Here is a 19,902-nt window from a genome sequence, read left to right as displayed (position 1 = left end):
AATGCGGTGAAGGAAGAAGAAATGCAGGGTATGCTCATATGCGTATGAGCTGATTATAATGCCGAAGTCTATCGCGCAAAAAAGATAGTGCTGGAAGCAGCGGGGAGGCTGAACCAGCACATCAGAGGAGGGAACATGGGTACACAGTACGCACTGCCAATTGAAATGCTGCAAAAATGGGCCACAGAGAAACCAAACTCGGTTTATCTGCGACAGCCTGTGAACCGGCAGTTCATCGAGTTCACCTGGAAGGAGTGTTACGACACGGTCCGGCGAATGGCTGCTGCGCTCCAGTCAATGGGTTTCCAACCGGGAGACCGGATTGGCATTCTCTCTAAAAACTGCGCTGAATGGTTTCTGGCTGATTTTGCAATTCAGGCTGCCGGTTACATCTCCACGCCGATCTATTACACCGCCTCAGCAGATACGATCAGCTACATCATTGACCATGCGGACATCAAAGCGGTGTTCATGGGCAAACTGGATGACTTTGCGCCGAGTGAGCAGGGTATCCGTGATGGTGTGGTGAAGATTGCGCTTCCTTATAAAACGATAGATTGCGAGTACAGCTGGACGGAGCTGCTTAAACAGAATGAGCCTTTACCAGAAGACCAGCTTGCCAAGCCGGATCTGGATGAACTGTTTTCCATTGTTTACACCTCAGGCTCCACCGGGAACCCTAAAGGGGTGGAAGTCTCCTGGCGCAACATTGCTTATGGGGCGTGGTCTCCAACCCAGTCTCTTGAGCTGGGCCGTGAAGAGCGTCTGATTTCCTATCTGCCGCTGGCTCATATTACCGAGCGTGCGCTCATTGAGCATGTGAGCCTTTATGCTGGTGTGGTGGTGAGCTTTGTGGAGTCGCTGGATACGTTTGCAGAAGATTTGCGTGCTGCTGAAGTGACCATGTTCATTTCCGTGCCGCGGCTCTGGATGAAGTTCCAGTCGGGGATTTTGGCCAAGGTGCCACAGAAGAAACTGGACCGGCTTTTGAGCATTCCGATCCTGAGCTGGTACGTGAAGCGGAAGATCCGCGCGCAGCTTGGTTTGACCAATGCGAAGCTGATCGGCAGTGGATCTGCGCCGATCTCCAAGGCCGTGCTGGAATGGTATCAGAAGCTGGGCATCAACATTACTGAAGGGTGGGGCATGACCGAGACGGCTGGTCTTGCGTCCTCACACTTCCCATTCCGTGCGGACAAGGTTGGTACCATCGGTACGCCGCTTGCGGGGCTGGAGATTAAGATCACCGATGAGGGTGAGCTGCTTATTCGTGGGGATTCCGTCACCAAGGGTTACTACAAAGACCCTGAGATGACTGCGGAGACCATTGAAGAAGGTGGCTGGTTCCATACGGGTGACAAGGTGGAGCAGGATGCTGACGGGTTCTTGCGGATTACGGGCCGGGTGAAGGAGATCTTCAAATCCTCCAAGGGCAAGTATATCGCGCCGGTACCGATTGAGGCCATGCTGTTTGACAATACCTATGTGGAGCAGGCCTGCGTGATGGGGTCTGAGTTGGCTCAGCCTGTTGCTGTGGTGTTCCTCTCCTCCGAGATCACTCATGGTCTGTCGCGTGAAGAGGTTCGTACGAGCCTTGAAGAGACCTATCACAGCATCAATCGATCTGTTGAGAGCCATTTGAAGCTGAGCTCGATCATTGTCGCCAACGACATGTGGACCATCGAGAATGGCTATCTGACCCCAACCATGAAGATCAAGCGGACGCGCCTGGAAGATCGCTATCAGGACGTGGTGCACTCCATGCCGGATCGGCCTGTGGTCTGGGAAGATGAATGTGGAGCCGAGGCAACCGCTCCGGCCTGAAAGGATGATGATGGTTTGGGGTGACGTGGTCACCCCGGCCGGGATTTTCTGAGGTGAGAACCTCCGTTTGACTAAGCCGCGCTTGTGGCAGGGAGACTTTTGGAATGAGCAATGAACCGTCCCGTTACGCATCAGTTCTGCGAGATGGGTTGTTTGATGGGCAAACTGTGATTGTGACTGGGGGAGGCAGTGGCATTGGTCGCTGCATCGCCCACGAACTCGCCGCGCTGGGTGCCCATACCGTTCTCCTTGGCCGCAAGCAGGCAAAGCTGGATGCGGTGGCTGATGAAATTCGTGAGGATGGTGGAGATGTTTCCACCCATTCTCTGGACATCCGCAATGAAGACGCTGTTGCGGAGACTGTTTCAAACATCGTTGCCGAGCGTGGTGTGATCCATGGTCTGGTGAACAATGCTGGCGGGCAGTACCCAAGTCCGGCAGCGGCGATCAAGAAGAAGGGCTTTGATGCGGTTGTTGAGACCAACGTGACCGGCGGGTTTCTGATGGCGCGTGAGGTTTACAATCAGGGCATGCGCAAGAGCAAAGGCGGTGCCATCGTCAACATCGTTGCGGATATGTGGCGCGGTATGCCGGGCATGGCGCACTCTGGTGTGGCGCGGGCCGGCATGCAGAACCTGACCATGACGCTGGCCGTTGAATGGGCGGAAGCAGGTGTGCGCGTGAATGCTGTAGCACCGGGCTGGATCGCGTCGTCCGGTTTTGACACGTACGATGAGAACTTCATCAAGCACATGTTTGCGCGCATGTCTGAGAACAATCTGGCGCGCCGTCTGGGCACTGAGGCTGAAGTGGCGTCTCTGGTGAACTTCCTGCTGTCTCCGGGTGCTGCGTTCATCACTGGCCAGTGCATCGGTGTGGATGGTGGTGCGCCGCTCTGGACCAATCTGATGCCGGTTGGTGACAATGCAAACATGAAGGAATACCAAGGCTTCCATCGCTATGAGAAGCCGAAGGCCCTTCAAGCTTGGGAGAAAGACAAATGCCCAAGTTAACCTCAGCTGTCGATAGCGGCAGTGCCGCGTTTGCCCAGAACAAGGCCTTCATGGAAGCGCTGATTGAGGAGTTTCGTGGATATGAGGCCAAGGTTCGCGAGAACTCTGAGAGCAAGCGTGGGAAGTTTGAGAAACGTGGTCAGTTGCTGCCGCGGGATCGGGTGAGCCTGCTGCTGGATCGTGGTGCTCCGTTCATGGAAATCTCTACGCTCGCAGGCCTGAAGATGCATGATGACGATGGCAAGAAGAACGCTGCGGGTGGTGGTTCGATTGCTGGCATCGGTTATGTGGCAGGCAAGCGCTGTCTCATTGTGGCGACGGACTCTGCCATCAAGGGCGGTTCTATTTCTCCAATGGGTTTGAAGAAGACGCTTCGCCTGCAGGAGATTGCCAAGAAGCAGAAGCTGCCGATTGTTGCGCTGACGGAAAGTGCTGGCGCGAACCTCATGTATCAGTCTGAGCTGTTTGTTGAAGGCGGACGGGCGTTTGCTAATCAGGCGCGTTTGTCTGCAGCTGGTATTCCGCAGGTGACCGTGGTGCATGGGTCTTCAACGGCTGGCGGTGCGTACATGCCGGGGCTGTCGGACTATACGGTTGTGGTGCGCGGCAAAACGAAGATTTTTCTGGCTGGCCCTCCGTTGCTGAAAGCGGCCACGGGTGAAGTTGCGTCGGATGAAGAGCTGGGTGGTGCAGAGCTGCATTACAACACAGCTGGCACGGCGGAATACATGGCCGAAGATGATGCGCATGGCGTTGAGACCGCGCGTGAGATCGTTGACCATCTGCCATGGGAAGCCCCGTTGGAAGCCGAAGGCGGCAAGCAGCCGTTTTATGATGCTGAGGATTTGCTGGGCATCGTGCCGGAAGACACCAAGAAACCATACGATGTACGCGAGATCATCGCGCGTATCACGGATGGGTCCGACTTCCTTGATTTTAAGAAGGAGTTTGGCGGTTCCACGGTTTGTGGTCATGCGCGCATTGATGGGCAGGCCGTTGGCATTCTTGGTAATAACGGCCCGATTGATCCGCAAGGTGCGGTGAAGGCGGCGCAGTTCATTCAGCTGTGTTGTCAGAGTAATACGCCACTGCTGTTCCTGATGAACACCACTGGGTATCTGGTAGGCCGGGATGCAGAGACGAGTGGTATCGTCAAACATGGGTCCAAGATGATCCAGGCGGTTGCCAATGCCACGGTTCCTAAAGTGACCGTGGTTGTTGGTGGTGCCTGGGGTGCTGGTAACTACGGCATGTGTGGTCGTGGGTTTGATCCTGATTTCATCTTTTCATGGCCCTCTGCCAAGGTTGGTGTGATGGGACCAGAGCAGGCGGCGACGGTGATGAAGATCATCACTGAAGAGAAGTTTGCGAAGATGGGTCAGCAGATCCCTGATGGCATGACCGATCAGATGGCGCAGAAGATCATTGACCAGATGTCGCCGGAGACTACAGCGTTGTTTGCGACAGCGCGGCTTTGGGATGATGGGATCATTGATCCGAGAGATACGCGCCGTGTTGTCTCAATGGCCCTATCTGTTTGTGCAGATGCCAAGAAACGTCAGCTTAATCCAACAGCATTCGGAGTTGCGCGCGGCTAGGGAGAGCTGCGCATTACGGCTCCCGGAACACAGTTCAACATGAGGGTTTCACGATGGAATATACTGAAGAACATCGGAAAATGAAAAGTGCGGTGGTCAAGTTCGTCGAGGCCGAAATCAACCCGCATGTTCAGGAATGGGAAGAGGCTGGAATCTTCCCGGCTCATGAGCTTTTCAAGAAGATGGGTGATCTCGGTTTTCTTGGCGTCAACAAGCCGGAAGAGTACGGCGGGATGGGCCTTGATTACTCTTATCAGGCCATGACTATCGAGGCACTGGGCGCGTGTGCCTGCGGTGGTGTGCCAATGGCGATTGGCGTGCAGACCGATATGGCAACCCCGGCACTCTCCCGGTTTGGTTCTGATGAGTTGCGCCGCGAGTTTCTGACTCCGGCGATTGCTGGTGACATGGTGGCCTGTGTTGGTGTGTCTGAGGCCCATGCGGGGTCTGATGTGGCGAACATCAAGACCACAGCGCGTAAAGATGGTGATGACTATGTGATCAGCGGATCCAAGATGTGGATCACCAATTCCACGCAGGCGGACTACATGTGCATGCTGGCAAACACCAGTGATGGGCATAAGCACCAGAACAAGTCTCTGATCATCGTGCCGATGGATAGCGCGGGTATCACCAAATCAGATCGCCTGAACAAGCTGGGTCAGCGCTCTTCTGATACGGCGCAGATCTTCTTTGATGACGTGCGTGTTCCTCAACGCAACCTGATTGGTACTGAGGGCGCTGGTTTCATGTACCAGATGCTTCAGTTCCAGGAAGAGCGTCTGTGGTGTGCGCTGTCGCTGATTGACGGTATGGACCGTATCATTCAGCTGACGGAAGATTATTGCCGTGAGCGTGCTGCGTTCAACCAGAGCATTCTGGACTTCCAGGTGGTTCACTTCCGCCTGTCAGAGCTGCGGACCGAGGTTGAGCTGCTGCGTGCGCTTTCTGAGAAGTGCGTTGAATCCATGGTGCGCGGTGAGAATGTGACCCGCCTTGCTTCCATGGCGAAGTTGAAGGCTGGCCGTCTGTCTCGCGAGCTGGCGGACTCCTGTCTGCAGTTCTGGGGCGGCATGGGTTACATGTGGGACAGCCCTGTGAGCCAGTTCCTGCGTGATAGCCGCCTGACCTCCATTGGTGGCGGTGCGGATGAAGTGATGCTCTCCATCATCTCCAAGCTGGATGGCACTTTGCCAAACCCAAAGAAGAACCGTGCAATGCAGAAGGAAGCAGCTGAATAAGCTGCCTCCTCGGCCATTATTTGAAAGGCGTATCCTTATCCGAAAACCGGTTCCCACTTTTCGGGGATACGCTCCATATTGGCAGTGTGAAGGGAATTTTCGATGTTTGATAGCGTCCTGGTCGCCAATCGGGGGGAGATTGCTCGCCGAGTGTTCCGCACTGCGCGGCAAAAGGGCTATCGGAGTATTGCTGTTTATTCCGAGGCTGATGCAACCGCTCCGCATGTTAAAGACGCTGATATTGCGGCGTGTATTGGCGGTGCGACACCAGCTGACTCCTACCTCAAGATTGAAGCTATTTTAGAAGCGGCTCGCAAAACTGGCGCACAGGCTGTGCATCCGGGCTACGGGTTCCTAGCGGAGAATGCTGAGTTTGCGCGTGCTTGTGCGGAAGCTGGGCTGGTGTTCATTGGTCCGCCTGCGGAAGCCATTGAGCTGATGGGCTCCAAGCGGCTTTCCAAGCTGCGGATGATTGAGGCAGGCGTGCCATGCGTGCCGGGGTATTCCGGGTCTGATCAGTCGACCGATACGTTGGCAGCGGAAGCTGCGCGTATTGGTGTGCCGCTGATGATCAAGGCATCTGCCGGTGGCGGTGGGCGCGGTCTGCGCTTGGTTGAAGACCTGAATGGGCTTGAAGACAAGCTGGCTGCTGCGGCCTCTGAAGCAGAGAATGCGTTTGGCAATGGCGAGCTTATTCTTGAAAAGGCCGTCATCAATCCACGCCATGTGGAGATACAGGTGTTTGCCGACAATCACGGCCACGTGGTGTATCTGGGTGAGCGCGATTGTTCTGTGCAGCGTCGGCACCAGAAGGTGGTTGAAGAAGCGCCGGGACCATCTGTAACGCCGGAAATCCGGGCTGCGATGGGGCAGGCAGCAGTGGATGCAGCGCGGGCCATTGGCTATCGCGGGGCAGGCACTGTTGAGTTTCTGCTGGCTGAGGATGGCAGTTTCTACTTCATGGAGATGAACACCCGCTTGCAGGTGGAACATCCGGTGACGGAAGAGATTACCGGTCAGGATCTGGTTGCCTGGCAGCTGGATGTGGCTGCTGGCAAACCTCTGCCACTGGAGCAGGACGAGATTTCCTTCAGCGGCCACGCCATGGAGCTTCGTCTTTATGCCGAAGATGCGGATGCGGGCTTCCTGCCACAGACAGGGACTGTGCTGGCGTGGAACGGCAATGAGCTTTCTTTGCGCGTTGATAGTGCCATTGAGCAGGGCAGCGAGATTTCATCCTATTACGATCCGATGATTGCCAAGCTGATTGCGCATGGCAGTGACCGGGGCGAAGCACGCCGCAAACTGTTGCGCGGGTTGGATGAGCTGGTTCTGCAGGGATTGGTGCACAACGGTGCGTTCCTGAAGAGCGTGTTGCAGGACGAAGTATTTGCGGCTGGCAATGCAACGACTGCTTTCTTGAATGATCGCGAGCTTGGATCGGTTGCGGCAGATGCCACACGAGAGTTGATGCGTGACCTCGCTGTGCATCTGTTTGCGCGCAGCAAAGGCCAAAACCGCTGGACTACAGCGACGCCTTTGCCGGTGAAGATCAAGCTTGATGGGGAAGAGACCGCAGCGCGTGAGGATCTGACTATCCTCAGTGGCGGTGACAGTGGTGCCATTATCTTTGAAGCGGATGGTGTTCGACGCTCAGCCTTTGTGAGTGAAGCTCCCGAGGGTGGTCTCTGGATCTCATTGGAAGGGCAGACGCAGTTCTTTGAAGAGCAAAGTTTCAGCACCAAGAAGGATGACAGTTCAGCTGCAGGCAGCTCCATCATTGCGCCTATGCCGGGTGCTGTTGTGGCGTTGAAGACAGAGCAGGGCGCACAGGTTTCCAAGGGAGATGTGTTGCTGGTTCTGGAAGCGATGAAGATGCAGCATGAGCTGACAGCACCGCGTGATGGCGTTGTTGCTGAGCTTGGAACACAGGAAGGCGCGCAGGTGAACAGCCGTGATGTGCTGGTTCGTCTGGAAGATGAAACCGCCTGATTGAGTTGATGGAATCCGCTTTTGAAGGCGGTGGAGAATATGATGAGTTTGAACCTTCCTGACTTCGGATTGAAGCGTAAGTCCACCATGTTCACTGAGGAGCATGAAGCGTTTCGCGATGTGCTTTCCCGCTTCATTGCCAAGGAGATTTCGCCTTACGTCTCCCAATGGGACGAAGCTAACGAGTTTCCGCGTGAGCTTTACAAAAAGGCGGCGGATGTTGGGTTGCTCGGCATCATGTTCCCTGAAGAGTACGGCGGGACGGGCATTGATTATCCGCTGTCTTATCTATCGGCTGTTGAGCTTGGGCGTGCAGGAAGTGGTGGCATCAATGCGGGTTTGATGAGCCACACCATTGGCACGCCTCCGATTGCCCATCTTGGCTCTGATGAGTTGAAGGCACGGGTGATCCCTTCTGTGCTGGCAGGTGAGAAGATTTCTGCTCTGGCGATTACTGAACCGGGTGGTGGGTCCGATGTGCAGAACCTGAAGACTGTGGCACGCCGTGAGAATGGGCATTATGTGCTCAATGGTGAGAAGACCTTCATCACCTCTGGTATGCGTGCAGATTACTATACGGTTGCGGTGCGGACGGGTGATACGGGCATGGGCGGTATTTCGCTGATGCTGGTTGAGAAGGGCATGGAAGGTTTTACTCAGACGCCGTTGCATAAGATGGGATGGTGGGCTTCTGATACCGCGACGCTGCATTTTGACAATGTGAAGGTGCCAGTTGAAAACCTGATTGGGGGTGAGAACGCCGGGTTCATGGGCATCATGATGAACTTCAACAATGAGCGTCTGTTCCTTGCATCCGCCTGTTATGGTCATATGCTGGGTGTGTTTGAAGAGGCGCTGGATTGGGCGCAGCAGCGTGAGACGTTTGGCAAGCCGCTCATTCACCGGCAGGTTATCCGGCACAAGTTCGTTGATATGGCAATGAAGATGCAGGCTGTTCGGGCTGTGCTGGAAGAACTGGCGCAGCGGTTGCAGCTGGGAGAAAGCCCGATCACCGAGATCTGCATGGCGAAGAACCTTGCAACGAGTACGCTGGAATATGTGGCCAACGAGTGCCTTCAGATCCTGGGTGGTGCAGGTTACATGCGCGGAACCAAGGTTGAGCGCATATATCGTGAGACCAAGGTGATGACCATCGGTGGTGGTTCTTCTGAGATCATGAAGGATCTGGCCAGCCGGCAGATGGGTATCTAGGAGCAGTTTGTTGCAATGAAAAGCCCCGCTCATTGGCGGGGCTTTTCTTATTGGGGTTAGGCTTTTTCTTCGGTTGCGACTGATTTGGCAATCTCGTTTGGCGTTGCGCCGGAGATGCCCAGTTCTCCGAGGAGACTGTCGACCAGTGGGGCCTGAGAGCGGTATCTCAGAGCTGAGTTGACCAGCTGATCGGAGAGGCCTGCGGAAGAGCCTTCTGCCGGTGCTCCATTTGCAACCGGAGCTGAGCCGTTTAAGCCATCGACCTGAAGGATCTTGATCTCGTCGATGTTTTCCATCGGCTTCACGCTTGCGCCGATGACCTGCGGCAGAGCCTCGATCAGCGCGAGTTTGACCTGCATCTGGATCTGCTCAGGGGACAGCAGGTTTGCCGCTTCGTTGAGGATGCGCTTACCTTCTGCTTCCACTGCAAGGCGCAGTTTGTCTGCTTCCGCGCGGGTGGTGACAGCATCGGCTTCCGCGTTTGCCGCGATGCGGATCTGATCCGCGTTACCGCTTGCTTTCAGGCGGACGGCTTCTGCGTGGTCTTCTGCAGCCTGCTTTTCAGCTTCCGCACCAACGGTGACAGAGATTGCAGCACGTTCCGCTTCCTGAGCTGCAACAACCAGCTCAACTTGCTTCTGACGCTCTGCCACTTCGATTTCACGAGCGGTAACAACCTGTTCTTCTGCCTTGATGGCAACAGCACGGGCTTCGTTTGCAGCAGCATCCGCTGTTGAGAGTGCTTTGGACTTTTCAGAGACCGCGATGGAGCGATCCTGCTGGGTCAGCTCAATGACCTTTTCCTTCTCAATGCGGGTCTCTTCCAGAGCGCGATCTTTGAGGATCTCCTGCTCTTTCACCTGACGTTCAGAAGCGATAGATGCCTGCTTAATCTCCAGATTGGATGTGATCTCTGCCTGCTCTGCATCACGGCGGCGTTCGGCTTGTTCGGTGGCGATCAGGGCCTGCTGTTTGGCGCGGCGGATTTCAAGATCGCGCTGCTGTTCCAGACGGGCGTATTCTTCTTCACGAGAGATATCGAGCTTCTGCTGTTCGGCATCCAGGTTTTTGCGCTGGATCTGAACTTCGGTGTCCTGCTCGATGTCGTTCCGCTTTCTGCGGCGCTCTTCGATCTCCTGTGTGAGCTTGGTCAAACCTTCCGCATCGAACGCGTTGTTCGGGTTGAAGTATTCCATGCGGGTCTGGTCGAGACCGGTCAGAGAAACGGACTCCAATTCCAGACCGTTTTTCAGCAGGTCTTCGGAAACAGCAGCCTGTACCTTCTGCACGAAGGAGACGCGTTGCTCGTGGAGTTCTTCCATTGCCATTTCTGCAGCCACAGCACGCAAGGCATCAACGAACTTACCTTCGATGAGATGTTTTAGGTCTTCCGGGTGCATAGTCCGCACACCGAGGGTTTGAGCAGCGTTTGCGATGGACTCGATGGTTGGCTGAACACGCAAGTAGAACTCGGCCACCACGTCGACGCGCATGCGGTCGCGGGTGATGAGGGCTGCTTCGTCAGCGCGGCGGACTTCCAGACGCAGGGTGTTCATGTTGACGTTGATGATATCATGAAGCACCGGCAGGACGATTGCACCGCCGTTCATGATGACTTTCTGGCCACCAAAACCAGTCCGTACGAAGGCAACCTCTTTTGAGGAGCGGGTATAAAGGCGTGAAAAGACAATACCGATTGCAAGAAGTGCGACGAGGATAACACCGGCGAGTACGAGCAGCTCCATAAAGCTGGTAGACGTAGCTACGACCGCGTTTTGAGTATCTGAAAACATATTTGACCTCAAACTGAGAGATTAGTTTGTAAGCGTGTCTTTGCGAGGTGATAAATTGACGTGTGGGTTAGGAATTGCTGTGAAAAGGGAATCTTTTAAGCCGACAAGCAAGACTTCGTCTCCCTGCATTAATGTTGTGTCTGGCTGGTCTGGAATGACCTGCACATAATGGCGTGTGCCGAAGCTGTCCGTGACGCGGGCTTCTGCCTGCAGTTCCTTGGTCGCATTGCCAAGTGTCAGGACTGCAACTTCGCCAATCAAGGCATCTCTGGAGCGGGCATCCGTCTCTTCCTTGGGCATGACGCGACCAATGGCGTGACCGGTTTTCGCGGTGAACCAGAAGCTGACAATGCCTGTCGGGATCAACGCCATCCAGAATGGTAGTGTTGCACCAGCGATAGATGCGGCTGCATATTGGACAAGAATACCTGTGATGCCGAAGCTGGTGAGCAGGATGATCAGCAGAACAATGAACGGAACCTTGCCCACTGCCAGCCATGCCAAGAACCCTTCGATGGGGCCAAGGCCTGCGGCATCGACTGAGACATCAGCGTCGATGTCTGCATCTATATCGAGGTCAGCGTCGACCTCCAGATCTGGCAGAGCGTCATCTACCAGACCGGACAAAGACAGTCCGAAGATCATGCCGACAACTTCGAGCAGTGCCAGAGCAAGCATCACGAAGATGGCGAGTGTGAAGAGATAGGTCTCACCCGAAAAAATAAGTTCTGCCAATTCATCCCCCAATGAACATAATAGTTTTTGTTGCTGTTATTCCAGTTCAGCTTCCAAGGCTGCGAGGCGTTCTTCTACACGGTGATCGCGCGCCATCTGGTCCAGTTTTGCCAGTTTGGCATCGTCTGCCATAGAACCAGAGTTTGCTACGCCCGGAACACCGGTTGCTGCCTTCATTGCCCGTTCGAAAGCAGAGTTGGCGTTGTCGACGGCGCTGTTCAGTTTACGATCCGATCCACCATCTGTGGTTGTACTTTGTGATGCTGCCGCATTTTTCTGCGCAATGTAAGCATCTAATTGGTCTGACATTTCGCGTTTGCGGCCCTGAAGTGCGAGAATGGAGTTGTTGAGCTCCAGCTCTTCGTCGCCAGCGTCCGCAATGGTCTTTTCGAGTACCGGGATCTGGGCTTCCAGATCCATCTGGCGGGCGACTGCTGCACGTGCCAGATCTTTCTCACCAGCGCGCAGGGCGATGGCGATTTTCTCCGAGAGTTCCTCGTGAGACTTGTTGGTTTCAGCAAGGCGTTGGCTTGCGACGTGTTTTTTGACCGCGGTTTTGCCAAGGGCGTCGCGGACATCCTCAACAGCGCTGTCGAGTTCGCGAATAGCCTGTTTCATGACCAAATCTGGCGCTGTGCTTTCGACAGCATCAACGATCGAGTTTGCAGTTCCGGAGACCAGACGACCTACGCGAGATAAAAGAGATTCAGACATAAAATCCTCCAATTCTATGGCGTATCTTTCTCCGAAAAACGGGTTCCACTTTTCGGAGATACGCTGATTACTTCGAGTTCAAACGGGTGCGCAAAAGGTCGGTGGAGCTGCGCATATCATCGACAAGCTCTTTGAAAAGCTCAGGGTTTTGAAGGCGCGGGTTACGTCTCAAACCTGCCTGAAGCACCAGTTCAATGAGCTCAAAAAAATCTTCTGTAATGGCGGCTTCTGCTTCTTTCAGATCCGTGTCACCAGCTTTACCGGCCAGTTCTCCAAGAAGAAGCGGAAGACGATCTGTCAGTAGTCGTAGTACGTCTGACTGACGGTCGCTCTGGTCCAGCATGTCACTTGCTGGCTTCACCAGTTTTCGCGCTGCGAAGGTGTGTGTGCCATCCCCCAAGGATGCGAAGCTGCTTTCCGGGGCAGCTATGAGAGCTCTGATTTTGTCGCTTGGCGTTTTGGCGTCCGGAAAGTTCAACCGGGCCAAGCGCTCCGACTCCTCTTGCGTTAATCGCACGCTTAGCGAAATGGATCTGGATGGCATGTTGCACCTTTGCATTACAAATGTATTTCTAATGTAATTGCAATTTGTGATTGTTCAAGAGGTAAAGCTAAAATTTTTTCGAGTGACAGGGAATGACATTGGCCAAACTGTCAGGATCTACCTGTGGTTTTGGTAAATGAACTCCGAAATCTCACAGGGCGGCTTAAAGCGGGTCTTCTTAGGGAATAAGTGGTCTTTGTGACGTGGAGCTCTGAGATGGCGAAAGCGCGAACCGGTGGATGTGATTGTGGGCGTGGTGAGGAGAGCCACGAGGGCGATGTCTGGGATGAGCCGGAGCGTTTACAGGTGCGCAGAAATCTGATCCCGGAGGGGGATAACACCGCGTTTGAGCGCATTATGGGTGTTTCCGATATTTTTCCGATCAACTACCTGAGCAGAGGTGTTGCGGCAGCACGGGCGGTTTGTAAGGTTCAACTTTATCGGGGAGGGCGTATCCCGGCAGGTGCGGGATCTGGCTTTCTTGTTGGCCCGAACCTGTTGTTGACCAATAACCATGTGATCAGGTCCCGGAACTCAGCTGCGTTGGCCAAAGCCATTTTCCGCTATGAGATGAACGAGGATTTCTCGTTGGACCGAACGGCGGAATTTTCAATTACAGACGAGTTGTTCTTCACCAGCCCCAGCAATCAGCTGGACTTTAGCTTCGTCTCTGTTGAGGGGGATAATAAGGGGAAAGTGGCTCTGGCGGACTTTGGGTTCCTGAGGCTGCTGCCTCAGTCCGGTAAGGCGGTGAAGGGTGAGCCGGTTTCAATCATTCATCATCCCAATGGTGGGCTGAAGAGCCTTTCACTTCGTAACAGTAGCATCCTGAGCGCACATGAGCAGTTCATCACGTATACCAGTGATACGTTGCCGGGATCATCAGGTGCGCCGGTGCTGAATGACCAATGGCTGCCCGTGGCGCTGCACCATCGCAGCATTCCGCACCCGTCACATCGCAACAAGTGGATTGCCAATCGAGGTATCCGGATTAGTGCCATTCTTGCCAACCTGAAGCTGCATGCGTCAAAGCGCAACACCGACGCTGTGCGGATTGCTGAACTACTTGAGCTGTAATTGCACAGCAAGATCAGTGCACTAACCAAAGTGTTATGTTGATATACGTAGTTCAAAGTGACTAATGGGCAAAACGCATATATCAATCCCATTTTTTCAGAATGCTGATAGATAGGCGACCATAAATAGAAGAATAAATCTACATGATAGATCGATGAAAAGATCCGGCGTTATAACCAAAACATTTATGGGACTTCTGGGCAGCGTACTCTTCGGTGGCGCGGCTGTTGCACAAGTGTGTCCAACCGCTGACACGATGAAAACTGGCATGGTCCTGATCAACAGCAGTATTCCTGCACGCCTGTTTGTTCGGCTTGATAATAACGGGCAGATTACAGAGCTGCATTTGAACGAGCGGTATGTGGTCGTGCGAGACCAGATCCATGTTCACGAGCGGGGATTGTTTCTCTCCTACGAACGCGGTTCCCATATCAATCGCACCTATGTGCCTGATGTTCCGTTTTCCGAATTCTTTCCGCTGGAAGTGGGTAAGACCTGGACGGCATCTGTCGATGTGTTTGAAAATGAAGACCTTGTGCGCAGAGATGTACCTTACAAGTTTTCCGTTGGCGAACCGGGCAGATTGCAGGTTGGCAGCTGCGCATATGATGTGCTCGACGTGACGCTGGAAACTGTCGGCACTGAGGGTGAGGATATCGTCACAAAGTATACGTACAGCCCGGAGCTGGGAACCATCCTGAGAGGGGAAGGCCAGCACCTTTGGACATCTGAAGATGGTGTCATGCAGTTTGATGAGTTGCGGGTCGTGCGCAACAAGTTGGTGCAGTGATGAAAGGGGAGACTCGTGCCTCCCCTTGAAGAAACTTATGCCAACACTTCGCGGCTGATCAGTTCCTTCATGATCTCTGAAGTACCGCCGTAGATGCGCTGAACACGGGCGTCTACGAAGGCGCGGGAAACGCCGTATTCTCTCATGTAGCCGTAACCGCCATGGAGCTGGAGGCAGCCGTCGACGACGCGGCCCTGCATTTCCGTTGTACCGAGTTTCGCCATGCTGACGGTGGTGTTATCGAGCTTGCCTTCCAGGAACAGGCGACAGCATTCATCAACGAACGCACGGTGAACGCGGACGTCGGTGGCCATTTCTGCCATTTTGAAGCGGGTGTTCTGAAGGGTTGCGACCGGGCGACCGAATGCCTGACGTTCTTTGACGTAGTCAGCAGTCATTGCCAGCACGCCTTCAGCGCCAGCAACTGCGCCCACTGCGAGGGTAAGCCGTTCGCGTGGCAGCTCGTTCATCATGATGTGGAAGCCTGTGTCCAGCTTGCCGAGGCAGGCACTGGCCGGGACGCGGAGGTCCTCGAAGAACAGTTCAGATGTGTCTGAGGAATGCAGGCCGATCTTGTCCAGGTTCTGACCGCGCTTGAAGCCTGGGTTGTCTGCATCGACGAGGAAAAGACTGGTTCCCTTGGAGCCGGAGACGTCTAGATTTGTGCGGGCAACAACGATCACAACATCTGCATGCTGGCCGTTGGTGATGAAGATTTTGCTGCCGTTGATGATGTAGTCATCGCCATCTTTGCGGGCGATTGTACGGATGCCCTGTAGGTCAGAACCAGCTGCTGGTTCGGTCATTGCGATGGCGCCGACGCATTCGCCGCTGACCATTTTAGGCAGGTACTTTTTCTTCTGCTCTTCGCTGCCGTGATTGAGGATATAAGGGGCAACGATGTCTGAGTGCACGCTCAGGGATACGCCCAGACCGGAGCAGTTGGCACGGGTGAATTCTTCAATGATGACCATGGAGAACAAGAAGTTGGTGCCGAACCCGCCATATTCTTCCGGGGTGTCTACGGAGAGCAGACCCTGCTCACCCATCTTGTTCCAGATGTCACGCGGGAAGATATCTGCCTTCTCCCATTCGTCGTAGTGCGGGAGAATCTCTGCTTCGATGAACCGCTTTACATTATCGCGAAAAAGCTCAAGTTCACCCTTCAGGTCTTCGTCAATCATATCCATCCCTTTGTATTTCCAAGTGAAACGACAGGATCCCCACGTCATCTCCCAACAGCGATCCAGGGTCGTTTCTTTACGTATACGGCAAGCCTAAGGGAGGGGATCATTCTGCGCAACTGGCGATGAGTATTAGGTGATTGGCATAATTGCTGTTGGTAGCGACTTGACACTCAGAATTCGGCTTATATATTAGAAATAACTAAATTAGAAAAATATATTATTTTTGATCGTGGTGTTGCGCACCCTTCGGTCAAATTCTCCATCAACCGAACTTTCCTCTGCAGGGGAAAGAACGAGTATAAAACATGACTGAGTTTACCCCATATGCCTCGTTAGCCGGAGGCGTTTTAATCGGCTTGTCTACGGTCATCCTGCTGCTCGCCAATGGGCGTATCGCGGGGATTAGCGGTATTTACAGCCGCTTGTTTGAGCCGGGTACGCTTGCCAATGGCAAGTCGGCCTGGGTGCATGGTGAGAAGGGCTGGCAGCTGTCGTTTGTTGTCGGGATTATTCTTGCGCCTCTGCTGCTTATGGCAGCTGGTTTTGAGATTGAGCAGGTGTTTACAGGAGACCTGACGCTGATTGCGATTGCAGGGGCTCTTGTGGGCTTTGGCTCGGTGTTCGGTAGCGGATGCACGAGTGGACATGGGGTTTGCGGATTGTCGCGCCTGTCTGTTCGCTCACTGGCTGCGACGATCACCTTCATGTCTGTCGGCATTGCCGTTGTGTTCGTTCTTCGCCACGTGGTGGGGGGATAACATGCAACGGATTATTGCTGGATTATTCGCCGGTCTGACCTTTGGGGCTGGTCTGGTTATTGCGGGAATGAGCAACCCTTTGAAGGTGCAAAACTTCCTTGATGTGTTTGGAAACTGGGACCCAAGTCTCGCCTTTGTGATGGGCGGTGCCATTTTGGTGGCGGCTCCGTTCTTCCGTCTGGCGCGCTTTCTGCCGCGTCCGTTTGTGGCGGATGATTTCCGGATCCCGACGTTTCAGCAGATCGACAAACGGCTGATTTTCGGGTCAGCCACGTTTGGTGCGGGATGGGGATTAATCGGTTTGTGCCCTGGGCCTGCACTGGTTTCAGTTTCGTTGTTGTCGCCTCAGGCGATCGTGTTTGTTTTATGTATGACGGGAGGGATGCTCTTTGCGAAGTTCGTTGCCAATCTCTCGATGCGAAGAGCCCTCAAACAGGCCTGATCTGTCATGCATTTCTTAGATAAATCATAGATTTAAAGCGGAGAAGGTTATGAGCAGCTATCCTGTGCAGATGGACCAGAAGGTGGAAATCAAGGACTTCTTTGATCCGGTGTCAAACACGATCACCTATGTGGTGACAGATCCGGAAACAAAGGCATGTGCGGTTGTCGACAGTGTGATGGATATCGACTATCCCGCTGGCCGCATCAGCTTTGAGCATGCCGATGAAATCATTGAGTACATCCGCTCTAATGGCCTGAAGCTGGAATGGCTGCTTGAAACTCATGTGCATGCGGATCACCTGTCTGCTGCGCCGTATATTCAGGAGCAGCTGGGCGGCAAGATTGGTATTGGTGAGCAGGTAACAGTTGTTCAGGGCGTGTTTGGCAAGGTGTTTAATGCCGGTACTGAGTTTGCCCGTGATGGTAGCCAGTTTGATAAGCTGTTCCAGGACGGGGATACCTATCAGATCGGGAATCTGAAGTGCTTTGCGATGCATACACCGGGTCATACGCCAGCGTGCATGGTGCATGTGATTGGTGATGCAGCGTTTGTGGGGGATACCTTGTTTATGCCGGACAGTGGCACTGCACGTGCTGACTTCCCGGGCGGGGATGCGTCCGTGCTGTATGACTCCATCCATAAGGTGTTGAGTTTGCCAGATGAAATGCGTTTGTTCATGTGCCACGACTATGGCGCAAACGGGCGTGATATTCTGTTTGAAACAACTGTTGCTGCTGAGAAAAACGAGAACATTCATGTAGGTAATAGTACTAGTCGTGAAAAGTTCGTCGAAATGCGCGAAGCTCGAGATGCAACGCTTGATATGCCTAACCTGATTGTGCCGAGCATTCAGGTGAATATGAGAGCCGGCCGTTTGCCTGAGGCAGAAAACGAAACCGGTCAAACCTACTTGAAAGTGCCAGTTAATGTTCTCTAGTCTACTTCAGAAAATTTCAGGCGGCGGCGGTGGTCAGCTGCGTGCGCGTCAACTTGCCGAGGATTACTGGGTTGCCGGGCAGCTCTATCCGGAGGACATGGAGAAGGCGCGTGAGCAGGGTTTCCGGTCTATCGTCTGTAACCGTCCTGATGATGAAGCGCCGAACCAGCCGACTTATCTGGAGGTTTCTGGCGCTGCTGAAGAGCAGGGGCTGGAGCACATTTACATTCCGATTGGACCGGGGACAGATTTTGCAGAAGCTGGTCAGGAGCTGATCGATTTTCTTGCGGAAGCACCAAGACCTGTTTTGGCATATTGCCGGAGTGGGAACCGTTCTACCATGTTGTGGCGCTCCATCAATATGTAAGCGTTGCCAAGCAGCTAGATTTGAAGATGCCAGTGAGGGAGACCTTGCTGGCATTTTTCGTCGAACGTATGGCTTCGAACAGGCTGAGGGGGGATAAGCCTCACACGTTGAGGGCGATGACGCCCAGTGCGATCAGCGTGATGATGGTGGCTGTGATGCGTACGCCGAGGTAATTTCGTGATGTGATTTCCAGGTTCTGAAGATAGAAATCAACAAACAGCATGCCTGAGAAGAGGATGATAAGTCCGAGAATGAAGATGATCGGCGCGGTAAACAGGAACAGGCACCAGCCGGAAAGTGCGACAAAGTTGCTCCATAATAGCAGCCAGGCGCGTCTTGGATGAGGGGCGATGAAGAACATGCCCCACTGACTTCCGGCCATGAAGGAGAGGATGACAAGGGCATAGAGACTGACCGCGATGACCGTTGCGCCAACCACCGGTAGAAACGAGTAACCCACTGATAAACCTATAGCTCCGGCGATGAAGGGAATGGTTCCGGCCAGGGCGAGGCAAGCATAGAGCACGGGGAGTTCTCGGTTCATCAGGTTTTAGTCCAGCTCATTTCTACTCCTGATAAAGGCTAGCGTTTAAGGCTGAAGGTAGTCCTGATACGAAGTTGCTCTTTTGAATGAACTGCTCAATACCTAAAGGCAGTTTGCGATGAAACTGCTTTAGGCCTTGTTTTTGCGTATCTTAATCCGAAAACCGGTTCCCACTTTTCGGAGATAAGCAGAAAGGGCACCACCAGACAGTAATAACCAACGAAAGTGCTCACCATGCAACAAGAGATACTCACCACAGCCAGACTGATTGCAGAGGAGGTTGGTGCTTATGCTCTTGCGGTGTTTCATGACCGAGACAAGCTACAGATTGGCAGCAAGGGTTTGTTGGATTACGTGAGCGAAGCGGACTGTGAGGTTGAGCGGCGCATCAAACAGGCGCTGTCAGAGGCCTTCCCGAAACATGGGTTCAAAGGGGAAGAAACCGGCGGAGTTCTGGAGCCACCGTGCTGGGTTATTGACCCGATAGATGGCACGACCAACTACCTTTATGGCCGGCCAGACTTTTGTATTTCCATGGCTTTTGTTGATGAACAGGGACCGGCTGTTGGTGTTGTTCATGCGCCATTTCACCGGCGGACGATTTATGCTGCGCGGGGGATAGGGGCGTTTGAGGATGGCAAGAAGTTACAGCCTCGGCAGGCTTGTGATCATGAGCTGGTCGTGAACCTGTGCTTCAATTACAAGCAAGAGAACAACCTCGACTTCCTCAACAAGGTCAATCAGTTGGTGGCTGAGCAACATCAGATCCGGATTTGCGGGTCTGCGGCTTGGGCATTGTGTCAGGCAGCGACGGGGCAGGTGGATGGCTCTTACAACGGCTGCGTGAACAGCTGGGATGTGTTGGCAGGGCAGCTGATCTGCGCTGAGGCTGGACTTGAGGTTGGGCCTTATGTTTATGAGCGCGGCAGCGTCTTTGCCTATCCGAAGGGTTCTGTGCTTTCAGATATTCTGGTGCCGTACCTTTAAGCGCTTGTGGCAGGAGCGGGGATATCTGCTTTTGCGTTGTTTTGTGCGTTTGTTTGCGTTCTTAGCGTTTTTCTGCGTTGCTTGGGGTTGATGGTCTCGTGGTACCACCAAAGCCCCTCCGCCTGCTTTCCAGCAAAAGTTATT

At 53.8% G+C, this 19,902-nt stretch carries 19 protein-coding genes; 13 read left to right on the top strand and 6 right to left on the bottom strand.

Translation table 11 applies throughout. From position 1 onward, the window contains the following. Window positions 1-135 precede the first annotated feature (135 nt). From AC3CB2_RS15810 to AC3CB2_RS15785, 6 genes are all read left to right on the top strand, one after another. A complete protein-coding gene (locus tag AC3CB2_RS15810) occupies window positions 136-1,824 on the top strand; it encodes an AMP-binding protein (RefSeq protein ID WP_352934128.1) in 1,689 nt (562 codons plus the stop codon). 104 nt (window positions 1,825-1,928) lie between these two features. Continuing rightward, the gene (locus tag AC3CB2_RS15805; RefSeq protein WP_352934125.1) at window positions 1,929-2,837 is read left to right on the top strand and encodes an SDR family oxidoreductase; all 909 of its coding nucleotides are present in this window, start codon (window positions 1,929-1,931) and stop codon (window positions 2,835-2,837) included. Beyond that, window positions 2,825-4,435 carry an acyl-CoA carboxylase subunit beta gene (locus AC3CB2_RS15800; RefSeq protein ID WP_352934122.1) on the top strand — a complete coding sequence of 537 codons (1,611 nt, stop codon included), beginning with the start codon at window positions 2,825-2,827 and terminating at the stop codon, window positions 4,433-4,435. The genes AC3CB2_RS15805 and AC3CB2_RS15800 overlap by 13 nt, the downstream gene beginning before the upstream one ends. A gap of 53 nt (window positions 4,436-4,488) precedes the next feature. Beyond that, window positions 4,489-5,676 (top strand): acyl-CoA dehydrogenase family protein, encoded by a 1,188-nt coding sequence (locus tag AC3CB2_RS15795; protein ID WP_054784594.1) that lies wholly within the window; start codon window positions 4,489-4,491, stop codon window positions 5,674-5,676. Window positions 5,677-5,778: 102 nt separating this feature from the next. Beyond that, window positions 5,779-7,668 carry an acetyl/propionyl/methylcrotonyl-CoA carboxylase subunit alpha gene (locus AC3CB2_RS15790; protein WP_352934119.1) on the top strand — a complete coding sequence of 630 codons (1,890 nt, stop codon included), beginning with the start codon at window positions 5,779-5,781 and terminating at the stop codon, window positions 7,666-7,668. A 39-nt stretch (window positions 7,669-7,707) separates the two neighbouring features. After that, complete coding sequence (locus AC3CB2_RS15785; RefSeq protein WP_352934116.1) at window positions 7,708-8,880, top strand: acyl-CoA dehydrogenase family protein; 1,173 nt, start codon at window positions 7,708-7,710, stop codon at window positions 8,878-8,880. Window positions 8,881-8,936: 56 nt separating this feature from the next. Here AC3CB2_RS15785 and AC3CB2_RS15780 read toward each other — a convergent pair whose 3' ends face one another. From AC3CB2_RS15780 to AC3CB2_RS15765, 4 genes are all read right to left on the bottom strand, one after another. Continuing rightward, window positions 8,937-10,673, bottom strand: a complete 1,737-nt coding sequence (locus AC3CB2_RS15780; RefSeq protein ID WP_352934113.1) for a flotillin family protein — start codon at window positions 10,671-10,673, stop codon at window positions 8,937-8,939. Window positions 10,674-10,694: 21 nt separating this feature from the next. Continuing rightward, a complete protein-coding gene (locus tag AC3CB2_RS15775; protein WP_352934110.1) occupies window positions 10,695-11,408 on the bottom strand; it encodes an OB-fold-containig protein in 714 nt (237 codons plus the stop codon). 36 nt (window positions 11,409-11,444) lie between these two features. Continuing rightward, on the bottom strand, window positions 11,445-12,122 hold the full coding sequence (locus AC3CB2_RS15770; protein WP_014286867.1) for a PspA/IM30 family protein: 678 nt from the start codon (window positions 12,120-12,122) through the stop codon (window positions 11,445-11,447). A gap of 67 nt (window positions 12,123-12,189) precedes the next feature. Continuing rightward, window positions 12,190-12,609: a hypothetical protein gene (locus tag AC3CB2_RS15765; RefSeq protein WP_208608772.1), complete on the bottom strand. Its 420-nt coding sequence runs from the start codon at window positions 12,607-12,609 to the stop codon at window positions 12,190-12,192. A gap of 273 nt (window positions 12,610-12,882) precedes the next feature. On the opposite strand from AC3CB2_RS15765, the gene AC3CB2_RS15760 reads away from it, so the two are divergent. Next, window positions 12,883-13,743 carry a trypsin-like serine peptidase gene (locus AC3CB2_RS15760; RefSeq protein WP_352934106.1) on the top strand — a complete coding sequence of 287 codons (861 nt, stop codon included), beginning with the start codon at window positions 12,883-12,885 and terminating at the stop codon, window positions 13,741-13,743. A 154-nt stretch (window positions 13,744-13,897) separates the two neighbouring features. After that, window positions 13,898-14,533, top strand: a complete 636-nt coding sequence (locus AC3CB2_RS15755; protein WP_352934103.1) for a hypothetical protein — start codon at window positions 13,898-13,900, stop codon at window positions 14,531-14,533. Between the two features lie 35 nt (window positions 14,534-14,568). Here AC3CB2_RS15755 and AC3CB2_RS15750 read toward each other — a convergent pair whose 3' ends face one another. Further along, window positions 14,569-15,717: an acyl-CoA dehydrogenase family protein gene (locus AC3CB2_RS15750; protein ID WP_008552877.1), complete on the bottom strand. Its 1,149-nt coding sequence runs from the start codon at window positions 15,715-15,717 to the stop codon at window positions 14,569-14,571. 308 nt (window positions 15,718-16,025) lie between these two features. Here AC3CB2_RS15750 and AC3CB2_RS15745 point away from each other — a divergent pair, with 308 nt between their 5' ends. Genes AC3CB2_RS15745 through AC3CB2_RS15730 form a run of 4 tightly spaced genes read left to right on the top strand, consistent with a single transcriptional unit; the run spans window position 16,026 to window position 18,227 of the window. Further along, window positions 16,026-16,478, top strand: coding sequence for a YeeE/YedE family protein (locus AC3CB2_RS15745; RefSeq protein WP_352934100.1), 453 nt, complete (start codon window positions 16,026-16,028; stop codon window positions 16,476-16,478). Between the two features lies 1 nt (window position 16,479). Next, window positions 16,480-16,920 carry a DUF6691 family protein gene (locus tag AC3CB2_RS15740; protein ID WP_008552810.1) on the top strand — a complete coding sequence of 147 codons (441 nt, stop codon included), beginning with the start codon at window positions 16,480-16,482 and terminating at the stop codon, window positions 16,918-16,920. Between the two features lie 49 nt (window positions 16,921-16,969). Further along, window positions 16,970-17,860, top strand: coding sequence for an MBL fold metallo-hydrolase (locus AC3CB2_RS15735; RefSeq protein ID WP_352934097.1), 891 nt, complete (start codon window positions 16,970-16,972; stop codon window positions 17,858-17,860). Further along, a complete protein-coding gene (locus AC3CB2_RS15730; protein ID WP_008552848.1) occupies window positions 17,850-18,227 on the top strand; it encodes a protein tyrosine phosphatase family protein in 378 nt (125 codons plus the stop codon). The genes AC3CB2_RS15735 and AC3CB2_RS15730 overlap by 11 nt, the downstream gene beginning before the upstream one ends. A 100-nt stretch (window positions 18,228-18,327) precedes the next feature. On the opposite strand, the gene AC3CB2_RS15725 is transcribed toward AC3CB2_RS15730, so the two are convergent. Continuing rightward, the gene (locus AC3CB2_RS15725; RefSeq protein ID WP_075700705.1) at window positions 18,328-18,771 is read right to left on the bottom strand and encodes a DUF3429 domain-containing protein; all 444 of its coding nucleotides are present in this window, start codon (window positions 18,769-18,771) and stop codon (window positions 18,328-18,330) included. Window positions 18,772-19,005: 234 nt separating this feature from the next. Here AC3CB2_RS15725 and AC3CB2_RS15720 point away from each other — a divergent pair, with 234 nt between their 5' ends. Further along, window positions 19,006-19,758, top strand: coding sequence for an inositol monophosphatase family protein (locus AC3CB2_RS15720; RefSeq protein ID WP_352934094.1), 753 nt, complete (start codon window positions 19,006-19,008; stop codon window positions 19,756-19,758). Window positions 19,759-19,902: the final 144 nt, after the last annotated feature.

It is taken from the genome of Pseudovibrio sp. SCP20 (assembly GCF_057774105.1).
This window is presented reverse-complemented; position numbering and strand designations above follow the sequence as displayed.

What these genes read in the sequence shown, in the direction of transcription:
- AC3CB2_RS15810 (WP_352934128.1), top strand. Translation starts at nt 136, where the DNA reads ATGGGTACACAGTACGCACTGCCAATTGAAATGCTGCAAAAATGGGCC.
- AC3CB2_RS15805 (WP_352934125.1), top strand. Translation starts at nt 1,929, where the DNA reads ATGAGCAATGAACCGTCCCGTTACGCATCAGTTCTGCGAGATGGGTTG.
- AC3CB2_RS15800 (WP_352934122.1), top strand. Translation starts at nt 2,825, where the DNA reads ATGCCCAAGTTAACCTCAGCTGTCGATAGCGGCAGTGCCGCGTTTGCC.
- AC3CB2_RS15795 (WP_054784594.1), top strand. Translation starts at nt 4,489, where the DNA reads ATGGAATATACTGAAGAACATCGGAAAATGAAAAGTGCGGTGGTCAAG.
- AC3CB2_RS15790 (WP_352934119.1), top strand. Translation starts at nt 5,779, where the DNA reads ATGTTTGATAGCGTCCTGGTCGCCAATCGGGGGGAGATTGCTCGCCGA.
- AC3CB2_RS15785 (WP_352934116.1), top strand. Translation starts at nt 7,708, where the DNA reads ATGATGAGTTTGAACCTTCCTGACTTCGGATTGAAGCGTAAGTCCACC.
- AC3CB2_RS15780 (WP_352934113.1), bottom strand. Translation starts at nt 10,673, where the DNA reads ATGTTTTCAGATACTCAAAACGCGGTCGTAGCTACGTCTACCAGCTTT.
- AC3CB2_RS15770 (WP_014286867.1), bottom strand. Translation starts at nt 12,122, where the DNA reads ATGTCTGAATCTCTTTTATCTCGCGTAGGTCGTCTGGTCTCCGGAACT.
- AC3CB2_RS15760 (WP_352934106.1), top strand. Translation starts at nt 12,883, where the DNA reads ATGGCGAAAGCGCGAACCGGTGGATGTGATTGTGGGCGTGGTGAGGAG.
- AC3CB2_RS15755 (WP_352934103.1), top strand. Translation starts at nt 13,898, where the DNA reads ATGAAAAGATCCGGCGTTATAACCAAAACATTTATGGGACTTCTGGGC.
- AC3CB2_RS15750 (WP_008552877.1), bottom strand. Translation starts at nt 15,717, where the DNA reads ATGATTGACGAAGACCTGAAGGGTGAACTTGAGCTTTTTCGCGATAAT.
- AC3CB2_RS15745 (WP_352934100.1), top strand. Translation starts at nt 16,026, where the DNA reads ATGACTGAGTTTACCCCATATGCCTCGTTAGCCGGAGGCGTTTTAATC.
- AC3CB2_RS15740 (WP_008552810.1), top strand. Translation starts at nt 16,480, where the DNA reads ATGCAACGGATTATTGCTGGATTATTCGCCGGTCTGACCTTTGGGGCT.
- AC3CB2_RS15735 (WP_352934097.1), top strand. Translation starts at nt 16,970, where the DNA reads ATGAGCAGCTATCCTGTGCAGATGGACCAGAAGGTGGAAATCAAGGAC.
- AC3CB2_RS15730 (WP_008552848.1), top strand. Translation starts at nt 17,850, where the DNA reads ATGTTCTCTAGTCTACTTCAGAAAATTTCAGGCGGCGGCGGTGGTCAG.
- AC3CB2_RS15725 (WP_075700705.1), bottom strand. Translation starts at nt 18,771, where the DNA reads ATGAACCGAGAACTCCCCGTGCTCTATGCTTGCCTCGCCCTGGCCGGA.
- AC3CB2_RS15720 (WP_352934094.1), top strand. Translation starts at nt 19,006, where the DNA reads ATGCAACAAGAGATACTCACCACAGCCAGACTGATTGCAGAGGAGGTT.